The organism is Bradyrhizobium barranii subsp. apii, assembly GCF_011516635.5.
Lineage (GTDB): Bacteria > Pseudomonadota > Alphaproteobacteria > Rhizobiales > Xanthobacteraceae > Bradyrhizobium > Bradyrhizobium barranii.
The window spans coordinates 6,530,519-6,545,219 of sequence record NZ_CP096255.1; the positions used below are offsets into that span (position 1 = coordinate 6,530,519).

At 65.2% G+C, this 14,701-nt stretch carries 15 protein-coding genes, 1 tRNA gene and 1 pseudogene; 5 read left to right on the forward strand and 12 right to left on the reverse strand.

Annotated elements, in window-relative coordinates:
* Nucleotides 1-11 precede the first annotated feature (11 nt).
* Nucleotides 12-770, reverse strand: a complete 759-nt coding sequence (locus tag HAP41_RS31245; protein WP_224580689.1) for a transporter substrate-binding domain-containing protein — start codon at nucleotides 768-770, stop codon at nucleotides 12-14.
* Nucleotides 754-1,002, reverse strand: coding sequence for a hypothetical protein (locus HAP41_RS31250; protein ID WP_166049508.1), 249 nt, complete (start codon nucleotides 1,000-1,002; stop codon nucleotides 754-756). Before HAP41_RS31250 ends, HAP41_RS31245 begins: the two co-directional genes overlap by 17 nt.
* Before the next feature lie 36 nt (nucleotides 1,003-1,038).
* Between HAP41_RS31250 and HAP41_RS31255 the strand changes: the two genes are divergently transcribed.
* Nucleotides 1,039-1,809 carry an IclR family transcriptional regulator gene (locus HAP41_RS31255; protein ID WP_063982551.1) on the forward strand — a complete coding sequence of 257 codons (771 nt, stop codon included), beginning with the start codon at nucleotides 1,039-1,041 and terminating at the stop codon, nucleotides 1,807-1,809.
* Nucleotides 1,810-1,933: 124 nt separating this feature from the next.
* Here HAP41_RS31255 and HAP41_RS31260 read toward each other — a convergent pair whose 3' ends face one another.
* From HAP41_RS31260 to HAP41_RS31275, 4 genes and pseudogenes are all read right to left on the reverse strand, one after another.
* On the reverse strand, nucleotides 1,934-2,137 hold the full coding sequence (locus HAP41_RS31260; protein WP_166092593.1) for a hypothetical protein: 204 nt from the start codon (nucleotides 2,135-2,137) through the stop codon (nucleotides 1,934-1,936).
* A gap of 245 nt (nucleotides 2,138-2,382) precedes the next feature.
* Nucleotides 2,383-2,550 (reverse strand): annotated as a pseudogene (locus HAP41_RS31265) (GDP-L-fucose synthase); the annotation flags it as partial.
* A 212-nt stretch (nucleotides 2,551-2,762) separates the two neighbouring features.
* A tRNA-Gly gene (locus tag HAP41_RS31270) sits at nucleotides 2,763-2,836 on the reverse strand.
* Nucleotides 2,837-3,168: 332 nt separating this feature from the next.
* Nucleotides 3,169-5,583, reverse strand: a complete 2,415-nt coding sequence (locus HAP41_RS31275; protein WP_166092588.1) for an ATP-binding protein — start codon at nucleotides 5,581-5,583, stop codon at nucleotides 3,169-3,171.
* Nucleotides 5,584-5,899: 316 nt separating this feature from the next.
* Between HAP41_RS31275 and HAP41_RS31280 the strand changes: the two genes are divergently transcribed.
* Nucleotides 5,900-6,613 carry a substrate-binding periplasmic protein gene (locus HAP41_RS31280; RefSeq protein WP_166092583.1) on the forward strand — a complete coding sequence of 238 codons (714 nt, stop codon included), beginning with the start codon at nucleotides 5,900-5,902 and terminating at the stop codon, nucleotides 6,611-6,613.
* A 10-nt stretch (nucleotides 6,614-6,623) separates the two neighbouring features.
* Here the strand turns inward: HAP41_RS31280 and HAP41_RS31285 are convergent, their stop codons facing one another.
* Together HAP41_RS31285 and HAP41_RS31290 are read right to left on the reverse strand one after the other, a co-directional pair.
* A complete protein-coding gene (locus HAP41_RS31285; RefSeq protein ID WP_166092576.1) occupies nucleotides 6,624-6,827 on the reverse strand; it encodes a hypothetical protein in 204 nt (67 codons plus the stop codon).
* Between the two features lie 26 nt (nucleotides 6,828-6,853).
* The gene (locus tag HAP41_RS31290) at nucleotides 6,854-7,033 is read right to left on the reverse strand and encodes a hypothetical protein (RefSeq protein WP_028149875.1); all 180 of its coding nucleotides are present in this window, start codon (nucleotides 7,031-7,033) and stop codon (nucleotides 6,854-6,856) included.
* A gap of 197 nt (nucleotides 7,034-7,230) precedes the next feature.
* Here HAP41_RS31290 and HAP41_RS31295 point away from each other — a divergent pair, with 197 nt between their 5' ends.
* A complete protein-coding gene (locus HAP41_RS31295) occupies nucleotides 7,231-7,611 on the forward strand; it encodes a YciI family protein (protein WP_166092572.1) in 381 nt (126 codons plus the stop codon).
* A gap of 9 nt (nucleotides 7,612-7,620) precedes the next feature.
* Here the strand turns inward: HAP41_RS31295 and HAP41_RS31300 are convergent, their stop codons facing one another.
* Nucleotides 7,621-8,211 (reverse strand): TMEM175 family protein, encoded by a 591-nt coding sequence (locus HAP41_RS31300; protein WP_166092564.1) that lies wholly within the window; start codon nucleotides 8,209-8,211, stop codon nucleotides 7,621-7,623.
* A 128-nt stretch (nucleotides 8,212-8,339) separates the two neighbouring features.
* On the opposite strand from HAP41_RS31300, the gene HAP41_RS31305 reads away from it, so the two are divergent.
* Nucleotides 8,340-10,397 carry an ATP-dependent helicase gene (locus HAP41_RS31305; protein ID WP_166092559.1) on the forward strand — a complete coding sequence of 686 codons (2,058 nt, stop codon included), beginning with the start codon at nucleotides 8,340-8,342 and terminating at the stop codon, nucleotides 10,395-10,397.
* Nucleotides 10,398-10,459: 62 nt separating this feature from the next.
* Here HAP41_RS31305 and HAP41_RS31310 read toward each other — a convergent pair whose 3' ends face one another.
* From HAP41_RS31310 to HAP41_RS31320, 3 genes are read right to left on the reverse strand one after another with little or no spacing between them, the layout of a single operon-like run.
* Nucleotides 10,460-11,707: a metal-dependent hydrolase family protein gene (locus HAP41_RS31310; RefSeq protein WP_071912731.1), complete on the reverse strand. Its 1,248-nt coding sequence runs from the start codon at nucleotides 11,705-11,707 to the stop codon at nucleotides 10,460-10,462.
* A gap of 12 nt (nucleotides 11,708-11,719) precedes the next feature.
* The gene (locus HAP41_RS31315; RefSeq protein ID WP_071912729.1) at nucleotides 11,720-12,223 is read right to left on the reverse strand and encodes a GAF domain-containing protein; all 504 of its coding nucleotides are present in this window, start codon (nucleotides 12,221-12,223) and stop codon (nucleotides 11,720-11,722) included.
* Nucleotides 12,220-13,578: an MFS transporter gene (locus HAP41_RS31320; protein ID WP_166092534.1), complete on the reverse strand. Its 1,359-nt coding sequence runs from the start codon at nucleotides 13,576-13,578 to the stop codon at nucleotides 12,220-12,222. Before HAP41_RS31320 ends, HAP41_RS31315 begins: the two co-directional genes overlap by 4 nt.
* Before the next feature lie 171 nt (nucleotides 13,579-13,749).
* Here HAP41_RS31320 and HAP41_RS31325 point away from each other — a divergent pair, with 171 nt between their 5' ends.
* A complete protein-coding gene (locus tag HAP41_RS31325; RefSeq protein WP_248577128.1) occupies nucleotides 13,750-14,616 on the forward strand; it encodes a LysR family transcriptional regulator in 867 nt (288 codons plus the stop codon).
* Nucleotides 14,617-14,701: the final 85 nt, after the last annotated feature.

Here is a 14,701-nt window from a genome sequence, read left to right on the forward strand (position 1 = left end):
CTCCGTGTGCGTCAGTTCTTCTTCGCGACCGCAGCCTTCGCCCGCGCGGCGATGTAGTCGGAGTGCGGCATGCCGAACTCGGTCTCCCAAGCAATCAGCTTGCCTTCGGCCTCGGCCTTGCCGATGGCCTTGTCGACGGCGTCGTGGAATTCCGTGTCTCCCTTGCGGAGGCCGCCGGCCATCGGCTGGAATTCATACGGCGCCACCGCGATCTTGTAGCTCGCCCAATCGGGCTCCTTGAGCTTCTGCTGAAGCGTCATGTCGTCAAAGACGAAGCCGATGCAACGATTGTCCTTCAACGCGCGATAGGCTTCCGGCTGGGTCTTGAAGGCCACGAGATTGATGCCGAATTCCTCGGTCATCTTCTTGTTGTAGTAGGAGCCCTGGATGCCGCAGACCGACTTGCCCTTCAGCTCTTCCCACTTGGAGACCGTCGCTTCCTTGGCCGCCAGCACGGACGGGCCGGCAGCGGAAACGTATTCCGTCGTGAAGTCGATGACCTTGGCGCGCTCGGCCGTGACGCCGAGCGTGGCGAAGATCGCATCGATGCGGCCGGCGGTCAGGAATTCGATGCGATTGGACGCGACGACAGGCACGAGCTCGATCTTGTCCTCGGAGCCAAGGAGCTCCTTGGCAACGTACTTCGCAAGCGAGACCTCGAAGCCGACGATGTCGCCCTTGTCGTTCAGATAGCCATAGGGCACGTAATCATTCTTCACGCCGACGACGAGCTTGCCGCGTGCCTTAACGTTCTCAAGCGTGCCCGCCACGGCGGCGCTGCCAGTAAAAAAAGCAGCGAGCGCAACAGCGGAAACGCCCATCATCGTTTTGAAGCCTGTCATCCTGTTCCTCTGGATAAATCACGGCCTTCCAGCGCTGTTGCCACAGCGCCGCGTCAGCCATCAGCTTTGCGAATGCAGAAATCAGGTCGCTCAAAAAATATGCATCAATCTCAAGCGACCTAATTTTCATCATTGGAGACGCATCTTTCTCAATGTACAAGTTGCCGAGGCCTCTTTTTTCATAATGTGAGATACTGTGCCGGTGATCGCCCAACCGCCCTCCGGTGGAGCCCAGCTGCTCGACCGGACCGTCATCCTGCTGGATCTCGTCGCCGATGGCGGCGTCGAGGGCCTATCGCTCAAGGACCTGGCGGCCCGCTCCGGGCTCAACACCGCCACCTGTCACCGCATCCTCAACACGCTGGTCGGTCACAAGCTGCTTGCCCGCGACGACAAAAAACGGCGCTACAGGTTGGGTGCACGCATGGCGATCTACGGCGTCCGCGCGGCTCGCGGCCCCGGCATCATCAGCCGCTGCGAGATCGCGCTGTCCCGGCTCAGGCGCCGCACCGGCGACACGACGCATCTGATGGCCCGCTTCAACCACGATTCCGTTTGTCTCGACCGGCGCGACGGCGAATGCATCGTGCCGACGCTGACGGGATCGATCGGCGGTTTCGTCCCCCTCGGCGTGGGCCCGGGCTCGATCGCAATGCTCGCATTCCTGGACGAGGACGAGCAGGACTACATCATCCGCGCCAACCTCGGGCGCTACGCGTCCTATCGCAACCTCACCGAGGACAAGGTTCGACAGCTGATTGCCGACACCCGTCGCCGCGGTTACGCGGTGGATGTGGGCGAGCTCATTCCCGGCATTGCCGGAGTTGGATTGCCGATCATGACGCCGGGCGAAAAGCCGGGCGCGGCGCTCAGTTTCACGCTGCTCTGCGCCAAGCTGACGCCGGGCGTCCTCGAACATTACGGCGCCCTCCTGAAAGAGGAAATCGACGCCATCGTCGGTCAGTAGGAAGGATCAGGGTGGCGTGGCGACGGCCGGAAACAGGTTAGCGGATCTCGTTCACGTAGGGATGATGCGCAGTCGTGGCGCCGTACTCGCTCAGAATCACAAGCGCACGGGCTTGATCGTATCCCTAGCTTCCCAGCGCATTCCCGCCGGCTTCGCGACCGGGCACGCTGACATGCACCTCATGCCCCTGACGGATCGCCAGGGATGCGGCAGCGACCGCGGACTCGAACGCGGCTTCCTTGGTCGCGTATTTGCTTTTGACGTCGCCGTCATGCAGCACGCCCCATTCGTCCTCGACCGGCACGATCGCGTATTGAGCAAGGCCCATGGTGCAACTCCTCGATATCCAGCGCTGCGTGACCTGCGGATGTGCCGCCGTCACCCGCCACACGGTGTTGCCGCTGTCGTCGGCGACCAGCAGTGCGCCGGTCTTGTCGATGGCACCAGCATCGGATGAATCGGATGACCCGCGATTTGCGCGGTGGAGCGCACGCGCACGGCTTCTTGCACGGTCGGCCTCGTTTGGCTTTTCGCCCTGCCCGACCGGCCAACTCTTGTTTACGGTGAAGGTTCCTACTCTCGCGCCGCCACCGGCGCGCCGGCCTGATACGCCGCATAGGCGCGCCTCAAGCCATCGTGAAGCGAAGTCGCGGCGCGCCAGCCGAGCTTGGCGAGACGGCCGACGTCGAGCGGCTTGCGCGGCGTTCCATCGCGACGCGAGCTATCGACACTGATATCGCCGCACGCATTTGTCGCGGTTTCGAGTTCGACGTCGGTATTGACGCAACGCCTCACCACCGCAGGAGCCGCGGCCCGAGCGCGGCCCCCGCCAGAGTGCACACCACGATCGTTCCACCGCGAAACAGTCGATCGCAAAGCGAGCATCAGGACGTGTCAAGCAGCCGATTTGTCAGACTGAAACCTGACCACTCTCGCAAAATCTTCGAAAAATTTGGAGCGGGTGAAGGGAATCGAACCCTCGTATTCAGCTTGGAAGGCTGCTGCTCTACCATTGAGCTACACCCGCATCACTGGCTCCCTAACACGACCAGGCGACAGTCTCAACTGCTCCGGACCGGTCTTTCCCGTCTCGCGGACAGGCTGGTTCCCGCCCCCGGGGCGCCCCTTAACGGCGGCGGGATTTCGTCCTATATTCAGAGTTCCGAAACCAAACGAAAGGAGGTGATCCAGTGTCTTATCTCAAGCGCTGTCACCTCGCTGGGATCGCCCGCTAGGCTTTGACGAAAGGCCTGGCATCGGGGCGCTCTCAGCCCTGGACCAGCGAGCAAGAAATCGGGCGCGACGGGGCCCCCCCGCCGCGCCTTTTTCGTGGGTGGCGTCTGCATGGATGAGCTCCGCTCAGGCCGGCGGCTCACCTGCAAGCACCTCGCGGATCTTCTGCGACAGCTCCGATTTCCGGTACGGCTTCCTGAGCAGCGCCAGGCCGGGATCGAGATGTCCTTCGTGGACGATGGTGTCGTCGGTGTAGCCGGAGGTGTAGAGCACGCTCGCCCCCGGCCGGCGGAGCCGGACGGCTTCGGCCAATTCCCGTCCGTTCATGCCGCCGGGCATGATGATGTCCGTGAACAGGAGATCGAATTTGACGCCCTGGTCGACCAGCGCAAGCGCGGCTGCGCCGTCGCTGGCGGCGAGCGTGCGATAGCCGAGGGTGCCGAGCTGGGCGATGACATAGCCCTGCACCAGCGGATCGTCCTCGACCACGAGGATCGTCTCGTGCCCGCGTGCCGACGCGGGCGGCTGAACCGGCGCCGTCCTGGCCGGCGCCTCGCCCTTCGACCGCGGCAGGAACAGCCGCATCACCGTGCCGCGCCCCTCCTCGCTCTCGATGACGACGGTGCCGCCGGTCTGGCGGGCAAAGCCGTAGACCATGCTGAGCCCAAGTCCGGTGCCACGGCCGACGCCCTTGGTGGTGAAGAACGGCTCGAACACGCGCTCGCGGATGTCGGCCGGGATGCCGTGACCGGTGTCGGCCACCGCGATCATCACGAAGGCGCCGCGCATGACATCGCCGTCACCGGCACCGCTGGTGCCGTCGAGGTCGCGGTTCGCGGTCTCCAGCGTGAGCCGGCCGCCGCCCGGCATCGCGTCACGCGCATTGACGGCGAGATTGACGATCGCCGACGAGAGCTGCGACGGATCTGCCATCGCGGACCAGGCGTCGTCCGCGAGCCTGGTCACGATCTCGATATGCTCGCCGAGGATCGGCTTGAGCAGCTTCGCCGTTTCGACCACGAGTGCGTTGACATCGATGTCGCGGGGCTCCAGCGGCTGGCGGCGCGCGAAGGTCAGCAGCTGCGAGGTGATCTCGGCGCCGCGCGCCGCCGCATCGTCGATCAGCTGTGCGATCGCGGCGAACTCGGGCTTTTCGGCAAGCCCTTCCTGGATGATCTCGATGGTGCCGGTGATGACCGTGAGCACGTTGTTGAAGTCGTGAGCGACGCCGCCGGTGAGCTGACCGATCGCGTCCATCTTCTGGGATTGGCGCAGCCGCTCCTCGGCCTCGTGCTGCGCGGTGAGGTCGGTGGCCGACCCGCGATAGCCCATGAAGCGTCCGTCCGCGGCGAAGATCGGCTGGCCGTTGACGTTGAAATGATGCATACGGCCGGCCACGTCGCGCCCGCGATATTCAAACTTCCGGAACGGCTCATGGCGGTCCAGCGTCGCCACGTGCGCGCGCCATTTCTCAGGCTCGGCGTCGCGGTCGGAGGCGGCATCTGTGCGGTGCTTGCCGACCAGCGCCTTGTTGTCCATGCCGAAGGCGCCGGCCCGGTCGGATACGTAGGTGAACCGATGATCCGGTCCGGTCTCCCAGAACCAGTCGGACGCGGTCTCGGCATAGTCGCGGAAACGCTCTTCACTGGCACGCGCGTCCTCTTCGGCGCGCCGGCGGATATTCAGGTCGCGCTCGAGATTTGCGTTGGCCTCGCGCAGCTCGCCATAGGCGCGCCCGAGATTCGCGCACATCGCGTTGAAGGCGTCGATCACCTTGTCCAGCTCGTCGGGATCGCGGGGCGGCCGGCGCTCGAGGTGCAAAGGCGGCGGCGGCCGCGACAGGCTGTATTGGCCGACGAACTCGGCGATGGCGACCAGATGCCGCGTCACCAGCAGATGGAACATGTAGATGATGAACAGCGAGACGACAAAGGTCTTCGCGGCCTGGCTTGCAAGAATGACTAGGGCACGGTTGAGCAATTGCCGATAGACGTCTGTCAGCGTCGCCTCGACATGGAGCACGCCGATCGGGCGTGACGTCCCCTGGACGCTGTAGTTCAGCGGATAGTCGCGTGTCACGGCTGAGCGGGTGCTCGGCTCGCCGACCGCGACACGGATCGGATTGGGACGATCGGCGATCTCGCGCACCTCGGCGGCGCGGATGTCGGGCAGCCGCAGGATGCCGTCGAGCTGGAGCTCGAGCTGGTTCTGGTCGAGATTCCACAGGCTCTCGCCGAGGCTGCCGGTCGTGCTGCGGCCGATCTCGTCGAGCCGCGTCTCGATGACGCCGACCTCACGGTCGTAGTCGAGATAGAGCTGAAGGGCGGTCAGCATCAGCGTGACGATCGAAGAGAACAGCAGCACGGCGGCCAGCAGACGCGGCCCGACGCCGCTGCGCGACCAGTTGAAGATCCGCGACAGCAGCGCTCCGATCATCGCTGGCGCAAATGCAGCGCCGATCCCGCTCAAATCCTGCTTCGCGGCCGCCGGGGGACCGGCGCGACTGCTGCGCTTGGAGTCCTCGTCGCCTGCATTACCCATGCACCACGTCCCCGGAATGGCGGCACCCTGCTCCGGACGGCGGGTCGCCGCCGCGAGCAATTCGACAGTTGAAATTCTCTCATCACGCGAAGCGTGGCGATCCTGCCGGCCCATGGGCGGCTTGGCGGGGTCTTGTCTTGCGCCCAGCAGCAGGATTCTCGCGCAAACTATCACTTCGCGTACTGGAATGACATTGGCTAAAGTCCGCAGTCGCCTGCAAGACAAGCGAGCGGTGCGGCCGCCACGCGGGTGCCACCCAGGTGGATCGCGGCCATCCGAATCCAATGGTAGCCATGCAGGGCAAAGGAGACGCGTCATGTGGCGGATCATCGTCGCCTGCCTGTCATTGCTCGCCGCCGGTCCGTCGCACGCGCAGGAGCTGATCCGGCTGGCGCGGATCGCCGACATCCCGGATCAATATGTCGGCGGCGAGATGCTGCGGGCCGTCTACGCCAAGCTGAATATCAAGCTGGCGTTCGAGGACGTCCCCGGCAAGCGCGCGCTGGCGCTGTCGAGCGCCGGCGAGGTCGACGGCGAGATCCAGCGGATCGGAACGCTCTCCAGCGACTATCCGACGCTGATTCAGGTGACGCCGGCGATCAACTACATCGAGCCGACGGTCTTCGCGACGAAACTTCGTTTCGACGTCACCGGCTGGAATTCGATCAGGGAGTACAGCATCGGAATCGTCCGCGGCGTCGGCTCCTCAGAGGCCGGGACACGCGGCATGGCCCGCGTCACCGCGACCACCAGCCTCGAGAACATGATCAGGATGCTCGACGCCGAGCGTTTCGAGCTGATGGTCACCGACCTCTTCAGCGGGCTCGTGGCGGTGAGGAAACTCAATCTGCAGGCCAGGATTGTCCCGCTCTCGCCACCGCTGGAGCGCATCCACATCTACCATTATTTGCACGAACGCCATCGCGATCTGGTGCCGAAGGTCGGCAAGGTGATCGCGCAGATGGAAGCGAGCGGCGAGCTGGCAACGCTGCGCGAGGCGCTGGTCAAACAGGTCCTGAGCGCGCCGTGACGGCGCCGGCTCAGCTCGCGCGAAGCCGCTCACGCAGGGCAACGGCGGCAATCAGCACGCCGACGCACCAGGCCATGACCGCCCGATGAGGCTCGTCGCCGAGCAGCACGGTGATAATGCTCGTCAGCAGGCACGGCGCGATTGCCTTCCGCGTCCGGCTCATCAGCGCAAGCAGGAACGGCATCGTCGCGATCGATATTTGCAGGACGTCCATGTCGAGAGACGGTGTCGCCGAAGGCTTCAGAAGCCACACACATTGAGCGCGCGCGGGCGTTTTCCGCGGCGGCTTTCGACGATCCGCTCGCCGCCGTTCTCGGCCGAGCTGCCGTAATAGCGGTGGTGGCCGGACTGGTCGTGCAAATCCGCGGCTTCCGACTTTCCCGCCCGACGCGCGTCGCAGATGATCTTTATGGTCGACATGGCCGCCTCCGAAGTGTTCTTGGTGGCAATCAGTCGCCTCGGCTTTGGGCAGCGTTCACCTCCGAGGGCGGCAATCGGGTTTCAGGACGGTTTCGTCGCAACTTGCGCGACGCAATATGTTAGTCTCCGGGATTGTCGGTATCGGCGGCGCTCATACATCCTTCCGACTGCGAGCTTGAAAAACAAACGAGGTGACGATGCTTTACGCCATCCTGGCCTACCACGTGGAAGACGAGATTTTGTCCTGGACGGCAGAGCAGGACGCCGCGGTCGTGGCCAAAGTGATCGAGGTTCAGGCGCCCTTGAGGGCAAGCGGACACCTTGGGCCGGCCGCCCGTCTGGATGAGACCCGAAAGGCGCACACCTTGCGCGGCCCCGGCGCGGGCATGGTGCTGGACGGCCCGTTTGCCGAGACCAAGGAGCAGCTTCTCGGCTTCCACCTCGTCGACTACGATACCGATGAGGAAGCGATCGCGGCGGCGCGGAAGCTGCGCGAGGTCAACCCGTCGGCGGTCTACGAAATCCGTCCGGTCAAGCTTTACGTGCCGGCCGACGGGTTCGGCGCGACAAAGGGATGAGCCGCCGCCTCACGCCTCTGGTTCGGCCCGCCCGACGTAGAAGCGCTGGATCAGCAGCCCGCCAAAGGCGATGAACCACACGTAGGGCGCGACGTGCGGCGCGAAGGCCGCAACGATCGTGCCCGGAATGAACACCAGCAGCGGAAACATCGAGGCCATGATCTCGTGGCGCCAGCCGCCCAAAATCGTCCACCACAGCCAGGCATTGAGGCCGGCGATCGCGGTCAGATGCAGGCCGTACAGCACGGCCACCGCGCTGCTTATGCTGTAATTGGTGTAGAGGCCGTTGGTCACCGGCAGCAGCACGATCGACAACAGGAAGAACAGGTTGAGGATCACCATGCCGCGGCTGCCCACGGGCTGGCGCGCGAGCCGGCGGTGGTGGCTGATCCAGAACACGCCGGCGATGATGAAGCTGAGCGCGAGACCGGCGAGCTTGCCGGAATAGACATGGGCGAGATCGCTCCAGTTCGGGGCACTGGTGAACACCGCGGCCTTGGGCAGGTCGTAGGCGAGTAGCGTCATGGCGACACCAAAGATGGTGTTGCTGAGCGACTCCAGCCGCCGCATCTCGAACTGGTCGGGCTTGAGCTCGGTCATGCCGGTTGCGCGCTTCTCGGGCTGGAACTTCGGGCCGTCTTGTCCCTAGGTCTTAACATTGGTTCCGTCCAGCCGCATTGCGATTCGCGCCGGGATCGCCGACTCTCACCCTTTCACGGGGGCGATTCGTGGCGACATATCTGGATACGCTCAATGCGGAGCAGCGCCGCGCCGTGGAGCATGGCGTCGCCGATGGCGCGACCGTGGGCGCGCCCCTGCTCGTCATTGCCGGGGCGGGCTCCGGCAAGACCAATACGCTCGCCCATCGCGTCGCGCACCTGATCGTCGCGGGCGCCGATCCACGACGCATCCTCCTGATGACGTTCTCCCGCCGCGCCGCGGCCGAGATGGCCGGCCGGGTCGAGCGCATCGCACGAAAGGTGCTGGGCGAGAACAATGCCGCGATCATGCGCGACGCCCTCACCTGGGCCGGCACGTTCCATGGCATCGGCGCGCGCCTCCTGCGCGAATATGCCGAGCGGATCGGCGTCGATCCAGCCTTCACCATCCACGACCGCGAGGATTCCGCCGACCTGATGAATCTGGTCCGGCACGAGCGCGGCCTGTCGAAGACCGAGAGCCGCTTTCCCGCCAAGGGCACGTGCCTGTCGATCTACTCGCGCTGCGTCAATGCCGAGATGGAGATCGAAAAGGTGCTCGGCCAGCACTATCCCTGGTGCGCGGGCTGGGCCGCCGAGCTGAAGGGCCTGTTCGCGGCCTATGTCGAGGCCAAGCAGGCCCAGCACGTGCTGGATTACGACGACCTCCTGCTCTACTGGTCGCAGATGATGAGCGATACGCTGATCGCCGAAGAGATCGGCGGCCGCTTCGATCACGTGCTGGTCGACGAATATCAGGACACCAACCGCCTGCAATCCTCGATCCTGCTGGCGCTGAAGCCGGATGGACGCGGGCTGACCGTGGTCGGCGACGACGCGCAGTCGATCTATTCATTCCGCGCCGCCACTGTTCGCAACATCCTGGATTTTCCGCAAAGCTTCTCCCCCCACGCCGAGATGATCACGCTCGACCGCAACTATCGCTCGACCCAACCCGTGCTGGCGGCGGCCAACGGCGTCATCGGGCTTGCGCGCGAACGCTTCACCAAGAACCTTTGGACCGACCGCACTTCGTCGCAGAAGCCGCAGCTCGTCACCGTCCACGACGAGGCCGACCAGGCCCGCTACATCGTCGAGGAGGTGCTGGCCAACCGCGAGCAAGGCGCGCTGCTCAAGCACCAGGCGGTGCTGTTCCGGACGTCCTCGCATTCCGGTCCGCTGGAGATCGATCTGACCCGCCGCAACATCCCCTTCGTCAAGTTCGGCGGACTGAAATTTCTCGATGCCGCGCATGTCAAGGACGTGCTGGCGCTGCTGCGCTTTGCCGAAAATCCGCGCGATCGCGTCGCCGGTTTCCGCATCCTGCACCTGTTGCCGGGCATCGGCCCCGCCACCGCGCAGCGCGTGCTCGACCAGATGGCGGAGAGCACCGACCCGCTTGTCGCGCTCGGCCAGCTTGCAGTGCCGCCACGCAGCGGCGCCGAGTGGACCGACTTCGTCCGCACGGTCGGAAATCTGCGTTACTCGGAATGGCCCGCCGACCTCGAGCGCGTGCGGCTCTGGTATGAGCCGCATCTCGATCGCATCCACGAGGATTCCGAGACGCGCCGCGCCGATCTCATGCAGCTCGAGCAGATCGCGAGCGGCTATGCCTCGCGCGAGAAATTCCTGACCGAGCTCCCGCTCGACCCGCCGGATGCGACCAGCGACAAATCAGGTCCTCCGCTCCGCGACGAGGACTATCTGATCCTCTCCACCATCCACTCCGCCAAGGGCCAGGAATGGAAGTCGGTGTTCGTGCTCAACGTCGTCGACGGCTGCATGCCGTCGGATCTCGGCGCCGGTACCTCGGCCGAGCTTGAGGAGGAGCGCCGCCTGCTCTATGTCGCGATGACGCGCGCCAAGGACGATCTGCATCTTGTCGTGCCGCAGCGCTTCTTCACCCACGGCCAGCAAGCCAAGGGCGATCGCCACGTCTACGCCTCGCGCACCCGCTTCATCCCGGAATCCCTCGTCTATCTGTTCGAGCGCACCGCCTGGCCGAAGGCGGCTTCGGCTGCGGCCCGCGCTGCGGCGCAGGGCCCGAAGATCGATATCGGGGCGCGGATGCGGGGGATGTGGCGGTAGCGCAGGGTTGTTTAGACGTGTGTTCCTAACGCGAACCGGTATCCTCTTCGCTCGAAAACGCTTTAAGCGTTCAGCCGGTCGAACTGGACCTTGCCTGCCTTCATCACCATCGGGATGTGCTCGCCCTGGCCGAGCAGGCAGGCCACATCGCGCAGCGGGTTGCCGTCGACCACGAGCAGGTCCGCAATAGCGTCGGGCGCGATCCGGCCGAGCTTGCCCTCCATGCCGAGCACTTCGGCGCCGATCAAAGTCGCGCTGGCGATGACGGAGCGCGCTCCCAGAATTTCGGCGCGAATGCGGAATTCGTCGCTCTGGAGGCGTTGAGAAGCTCCAAGCAGATCGCTGCCAAATCCCATCTTTACCCCGGCGTCGCGATAGATCGCGAGCGAACGCAGACCGGCGTCGCGGACATCGGCGATCTTGGCCACGCTCTCCGGCGGCAGGCCGTATTGGGCGCCCTCGTTGGCCAGCGCCTCGTAGGTGACGAGGGTCGGCACCACATAGGCACCCTTTTCGGCCATCAGGCGCGCGGTCGGAGCATCGACCAGATTGCCATGCTCGATGGTGCGCACGCCGCAGCGAACCGCGCGTTCGATGGCGGCAGCGGTGTAGGCGTGGGCGAGCACGTAGGTCTGGCGCCCGCGCGCCTCCTCGACGATGGCGCGGATCTCGTCCTCGGAGTAGCCGAAGGCGCCGACCGGATCGGTCGGTGAAGCGACGCCGCCGGACGCCATGATCTTGATCTGGTCGGCGCCCATCTGGAGCTCCTCGCGTGCCGCCCTGCGCACGCCATCGACGCCGTCGGCAACGCGCGCCAGCGCCCCGACACGCACGCAGCAGGGACACGGGGCGTCGCTCGCGAGGTAATCCGAGCGCGCCCGCATATCACCGTGGCCGCCGGTCTGGCTGAGCGCACGGCCGGAGACGAACAGCCGCGGCCCGTCGGTCAGGCCGGTCTCGATCGCCTGCTTCAGCGCATGGCCGGCGCCGCCGGCGTCGCGGACGGTGGTAAAGCCACGCCGCAGCATGCCGCGCAGCAGCAGCGTCGAGCGCAGCGTCACCAGCACGTTCGGCATGTGCACCTGCTGCGCCAGGTTAAGCTCAACGGCGATGGCGTGCACATGCAGGTCGATCAGGCCGGGCATCAGCGTCCTGCCCTTGAGATCGATGGTGCGATCGGCGGTGGCCTGGATCGGCCGGTCCGAGACCTCCTTGATCAGGCTGTCTTCGACCAGCACATCATGGCCTGCCAGCAATTCCGCCTGGAGCGGATCGAGCAGCGCGGCGTTCTTGAAGAGGATGCTGGACATCGCGGAATCCTGTCAGAAGTCGGCCGGCGCAAGCAGCGCCGGCAAGGTGAGCTGGGCAAAGGGAAGGCACGCGGCGATATCGTCCTCGCCATACCAGCCCGCCTCGTGAAGCAGATTGAGCGAGCCGAGCGTACGGCCGCGCCAGCGCACGGGCATGTTGAGCACGCTCGCGCAGCCGAGCGAGGCGATCAGCTCGTGGTCGGAGAACACCTTGCGCAGATCGTCCCGCGTTCGGCCGATATAGGCCTCGCCGCGGTCGAGCACGGCCTCGGTCCACGGGCCCGGCGCGAGGCGCTTGCGTCCGCCGGTCGGATACGGACCGGGAAGATTGGAATAGACCCGCGCGGCTTCGCCGCTGTCGCCGTCGTAGGTCAGGATCGTGAACAGCTTGTGCCCGATCGCCGACTTCACGGCTTCGTCGAGTGCCGCGAACAGAGCATCCGGCTGATCCGCCCTGCTCTGCGCCGCCGCGACGGCGCAGAGCCAGGGATCAGCGGTAACTTTCGTCCGCGTCATGCAACTTCACCCGCCGCGATCTCTTCCAGCGAGCGGCCGCGCGTCGGCACGCCCATCAGCACGACGGTGACTGCCCCGAGCAGCAGCACAGTGGTGGTGACCCCGAATACGCCGGCGAAGCCGAAATTCGGATAGAGATAGCCGACCAGGATCGGCGAGACGATCGCGCCGATGCGACCGATTGCGGAGGCCAGCCCGGCACCCGTGGTCCTGACCGGCGTCGGGAATACTTCGGCGGTATAGGCATAGACGCCCGCATAGGTGCCGTTCATGAACAGGGACAGGAAGATCCCCGCCGCCATGATCTGCTGGTCGCTTTGCGCGAAGGCGAGCCCGAGCGCGCTGGCACCGCCGAGCACCATGTAGGTCGCGATCGTCGCCTGCCGCCCGATGCGCTCGTTGAAATACGCGGCGCTGAAATAACCGGGGATCTGCGCGCAATAGATCGCGATCGAATAGGCGAAGCTCTTGGTAATGCTCATCCCGTTCTGGACCAGCAGGCCGGGGATCCAGACGAAGAAGGAATAATAGCTGAAGGTGATCGCCAGCCACATGATCCAGGTCATGATGGTGATGCGCGCCTGGCGGCCGGCGAGCAGCGCCGCGAAATTGGCGAGCAGCGTTCCGGTAGCTCCGGCCGGCGCCGTCGCTTCGACGACCGGCTGCGGCAGGACATGGCCCGCGCGCGCAAAGCCTGCCTCGATCCTGTCGAGGACGGCTTCGGCTTCCTTCTCCCGTCCCCGGCTTTCGAGCCAGCGCGGCGATTCCGGCAGCGCCCGGCGCCACCACAGCAGCATGACGACCGGCACCGCTGTGATCACCAGCACGATGCGCCAGCCGTTCTCGTAGGCGGGAACGATGAAGTAGCCGAGCAAGGCTGCGGCGACGAAGCCGAAGGAGAAGAAGCCGGCGAGTGCGCCGGTAAAGCTGCCGCGATAGCGCCGCGCGACGAACTCCGCGAGATAGGGCGCGATGATCGCGCTCTCCGCGCCGGTCCCCATGCCGGCGACAACGCGGGCGGCAAAGAAGGACGGCCAGGTATCGACCATCGCACTCACGATCGATGCTGCGCAGTAAAGCGCCAGCGCCGACATCATCACCGCACGGCGCCCGATCAGGTCACCGAGCGTACCGGCGAACAACGCGCCGAACAGGAAGCCGATATAGGTGCTGCTGCCGAGCACGCCGATCTGGACGCTCGACAGATTCCACGCCGTGCGCAGCACCGGCAGGATGAAGGCCAGCACGGCTGCGTCCATCGCGTCGAATGCGTAGCCGAGCCCGCCCATCAACAGCAGATGCGTGTGGAAACGCGCGAATGGAAGGCGCTCGACGCGCGCCGAGATCATCGACATGAAAGTCCCCCTCTGTCTGGCGGCCCGGCACTCCGCTCATCCCTTGGAGGAACCATAGACAAAGAGATATTATCGTCATAATTTATAATTATGATCTAGTACATCACTGTGGTGAATGTTCTGTCGTTCCGATCGCTCGACCTCAACTTGTTGAAAGTCTTCGAGGCCCTGATGACCGAAGGCAGCGTCACGCGCGCCGCAAATGCGCTTCTGATGACGCAGCCGGCGGTCAGCAACGCGCTCGCGCGCCTGCGCGACGCGCTCGGCGATCCCCTGTTCGTCAGGTCCGGCACCGGCATCCGCCCGACCCAGCGCGCCGTGGTGCTGTGGGAGCCGATCGGCGAGGCGCTGGAACGCGTTCGCGGCGCGCTCGACGAGCAGGTGTTCGATCCGCGCCGCGCGCAGACCGAGTTCAGCCTGTCCATGTCGGACTACGTCGCCTCGCTGGTGATGCCGAACCTGCTGAACCATTTCGGCAGGGTCGCGCCCAAGGCGCGCGTCCATACCGTACCCAACACCATTCTGGAGATCGCCGACCAGCTCGAGGACAACAGGGTCGATTGCGTGCTGAGCGTCTATGTCAACGAGGCGCAACAGCCGGCCGCCATTCGCTCGCGCTCGCTGTGGACCGTCGACTACGCCTGCTTCATGCGGCGCGGCCATCCGCTCGCCGCGATGAAGCGGCTGAGCACGCGCAGCTTCCTCAATGCGGGGCACGTGGACGTGAGCCTCGCCGGCAAGACCTTGCCGTCCTACGATCTTTTCCTCGCCTCGCGCGGGCTGTCGCGCAACCTGGTCGCGACCGTCAATCATTACAGCGCCGCCTACGAGGTCGTGCGCCAGTCCGACCTGATCGCCGTGCTGCCGAGCGATCTGCGCTCGCAATCCCGGCACGCGCCGTTCCTGCACGCCATGCCGATTCCGCTCAAGGCGCCACCGCGCATCGTCAGCCTGTTCTGGCACCAGCGCAACGACACCGTGCCGGCGCAGCGCTGGCTGCGCGAGACCCTGGTCGAGATGTTCGCCAGGTCCGATTGATCCCGCCGGCGCGGTGAAAAACTGGAAACCATGCCTTTCCCGGAGCAGCATTGTCGAAGCGGCCTCCGCGCCCTAGCTGCACAGC

Coding starts and splice junctions, on each gene's coding strand:
- HAP41_RS31260 (WP_166092593.1), bottom strand. CDS start 2,137: ATGGGCCTTGCTCAATACGCGATCGTGCCGGTCGAGGACGAATGGGGC.
- HAP41_RS31275 (WP_166092588.1), bottom strand. CDS start 5,583: ATGGGTAATGCAGGCGACGAGGACTCCAAGCGCAGCAGTCGCGCCGGT.
- HAP41_RS31280 (WP_166092583.1), top strand. CDS start 5,900: ATGTGGCGGATCATCGTCGCCTGCCTGTCATTGCTCGCCGCCGGTCCG.
- HAP41_RS31285 (WP_166092576.1), bottom strand. CDS start 6,827: ATGGACGTCCTGCAAATATCGATCGCGACGATGCCGTTCCTGCTTGCG.
- HAP41_RS31290 (WP_028149875.1), bottom strand. CDS start 7,033: ATGTCGACCATAAAGATCATCTGCGACGCGCGTCGGGCGGGAAAGTCG.
- HAP41_RS31295 (WP_166092572.1), top strand. CDS start 7,231: ATGCTTTACGCCATCCTGGCCTACCACGTGGAAGACGAGATTTTGTCC.
- HAP41_RS31300 (WP_166092564.1), bottom strand. CDS start 8,211: ATGACCGAGCTCAAGCCCGACCAGTTCGAGATGCGGCGGCTGGAGTCG.
- HAP41_RS31310 (WP_071912731.1), bottom strand. CDS start 11,707: ATGTCCAGCATCCTCTTCAAGAACGCCGCGCTGCTCGATCCGCTCCAG.
- HAP41_RS31315 (WP_071912729.1), bottom strand. CDS start 12,223: ATGACGCGGACGAAAGTTACCGCTGATCCCTGGCTCTGCGCCGTCGCG.
- HAP41_RS31320 (WP_166092534.1), bottom strand. CDS start 13,578: ATGTCGATGATCTCGGCGCGCGTCGAGCGCCTTCCATTCGCGCGTTTC.
- HAP41_RS31325 (WP_248577128.1), top strand. CDS start 13,750: ATGACCGAAGGCAGCGTCACGCGCGCCGCAAATGCGCTTCTGATGACG.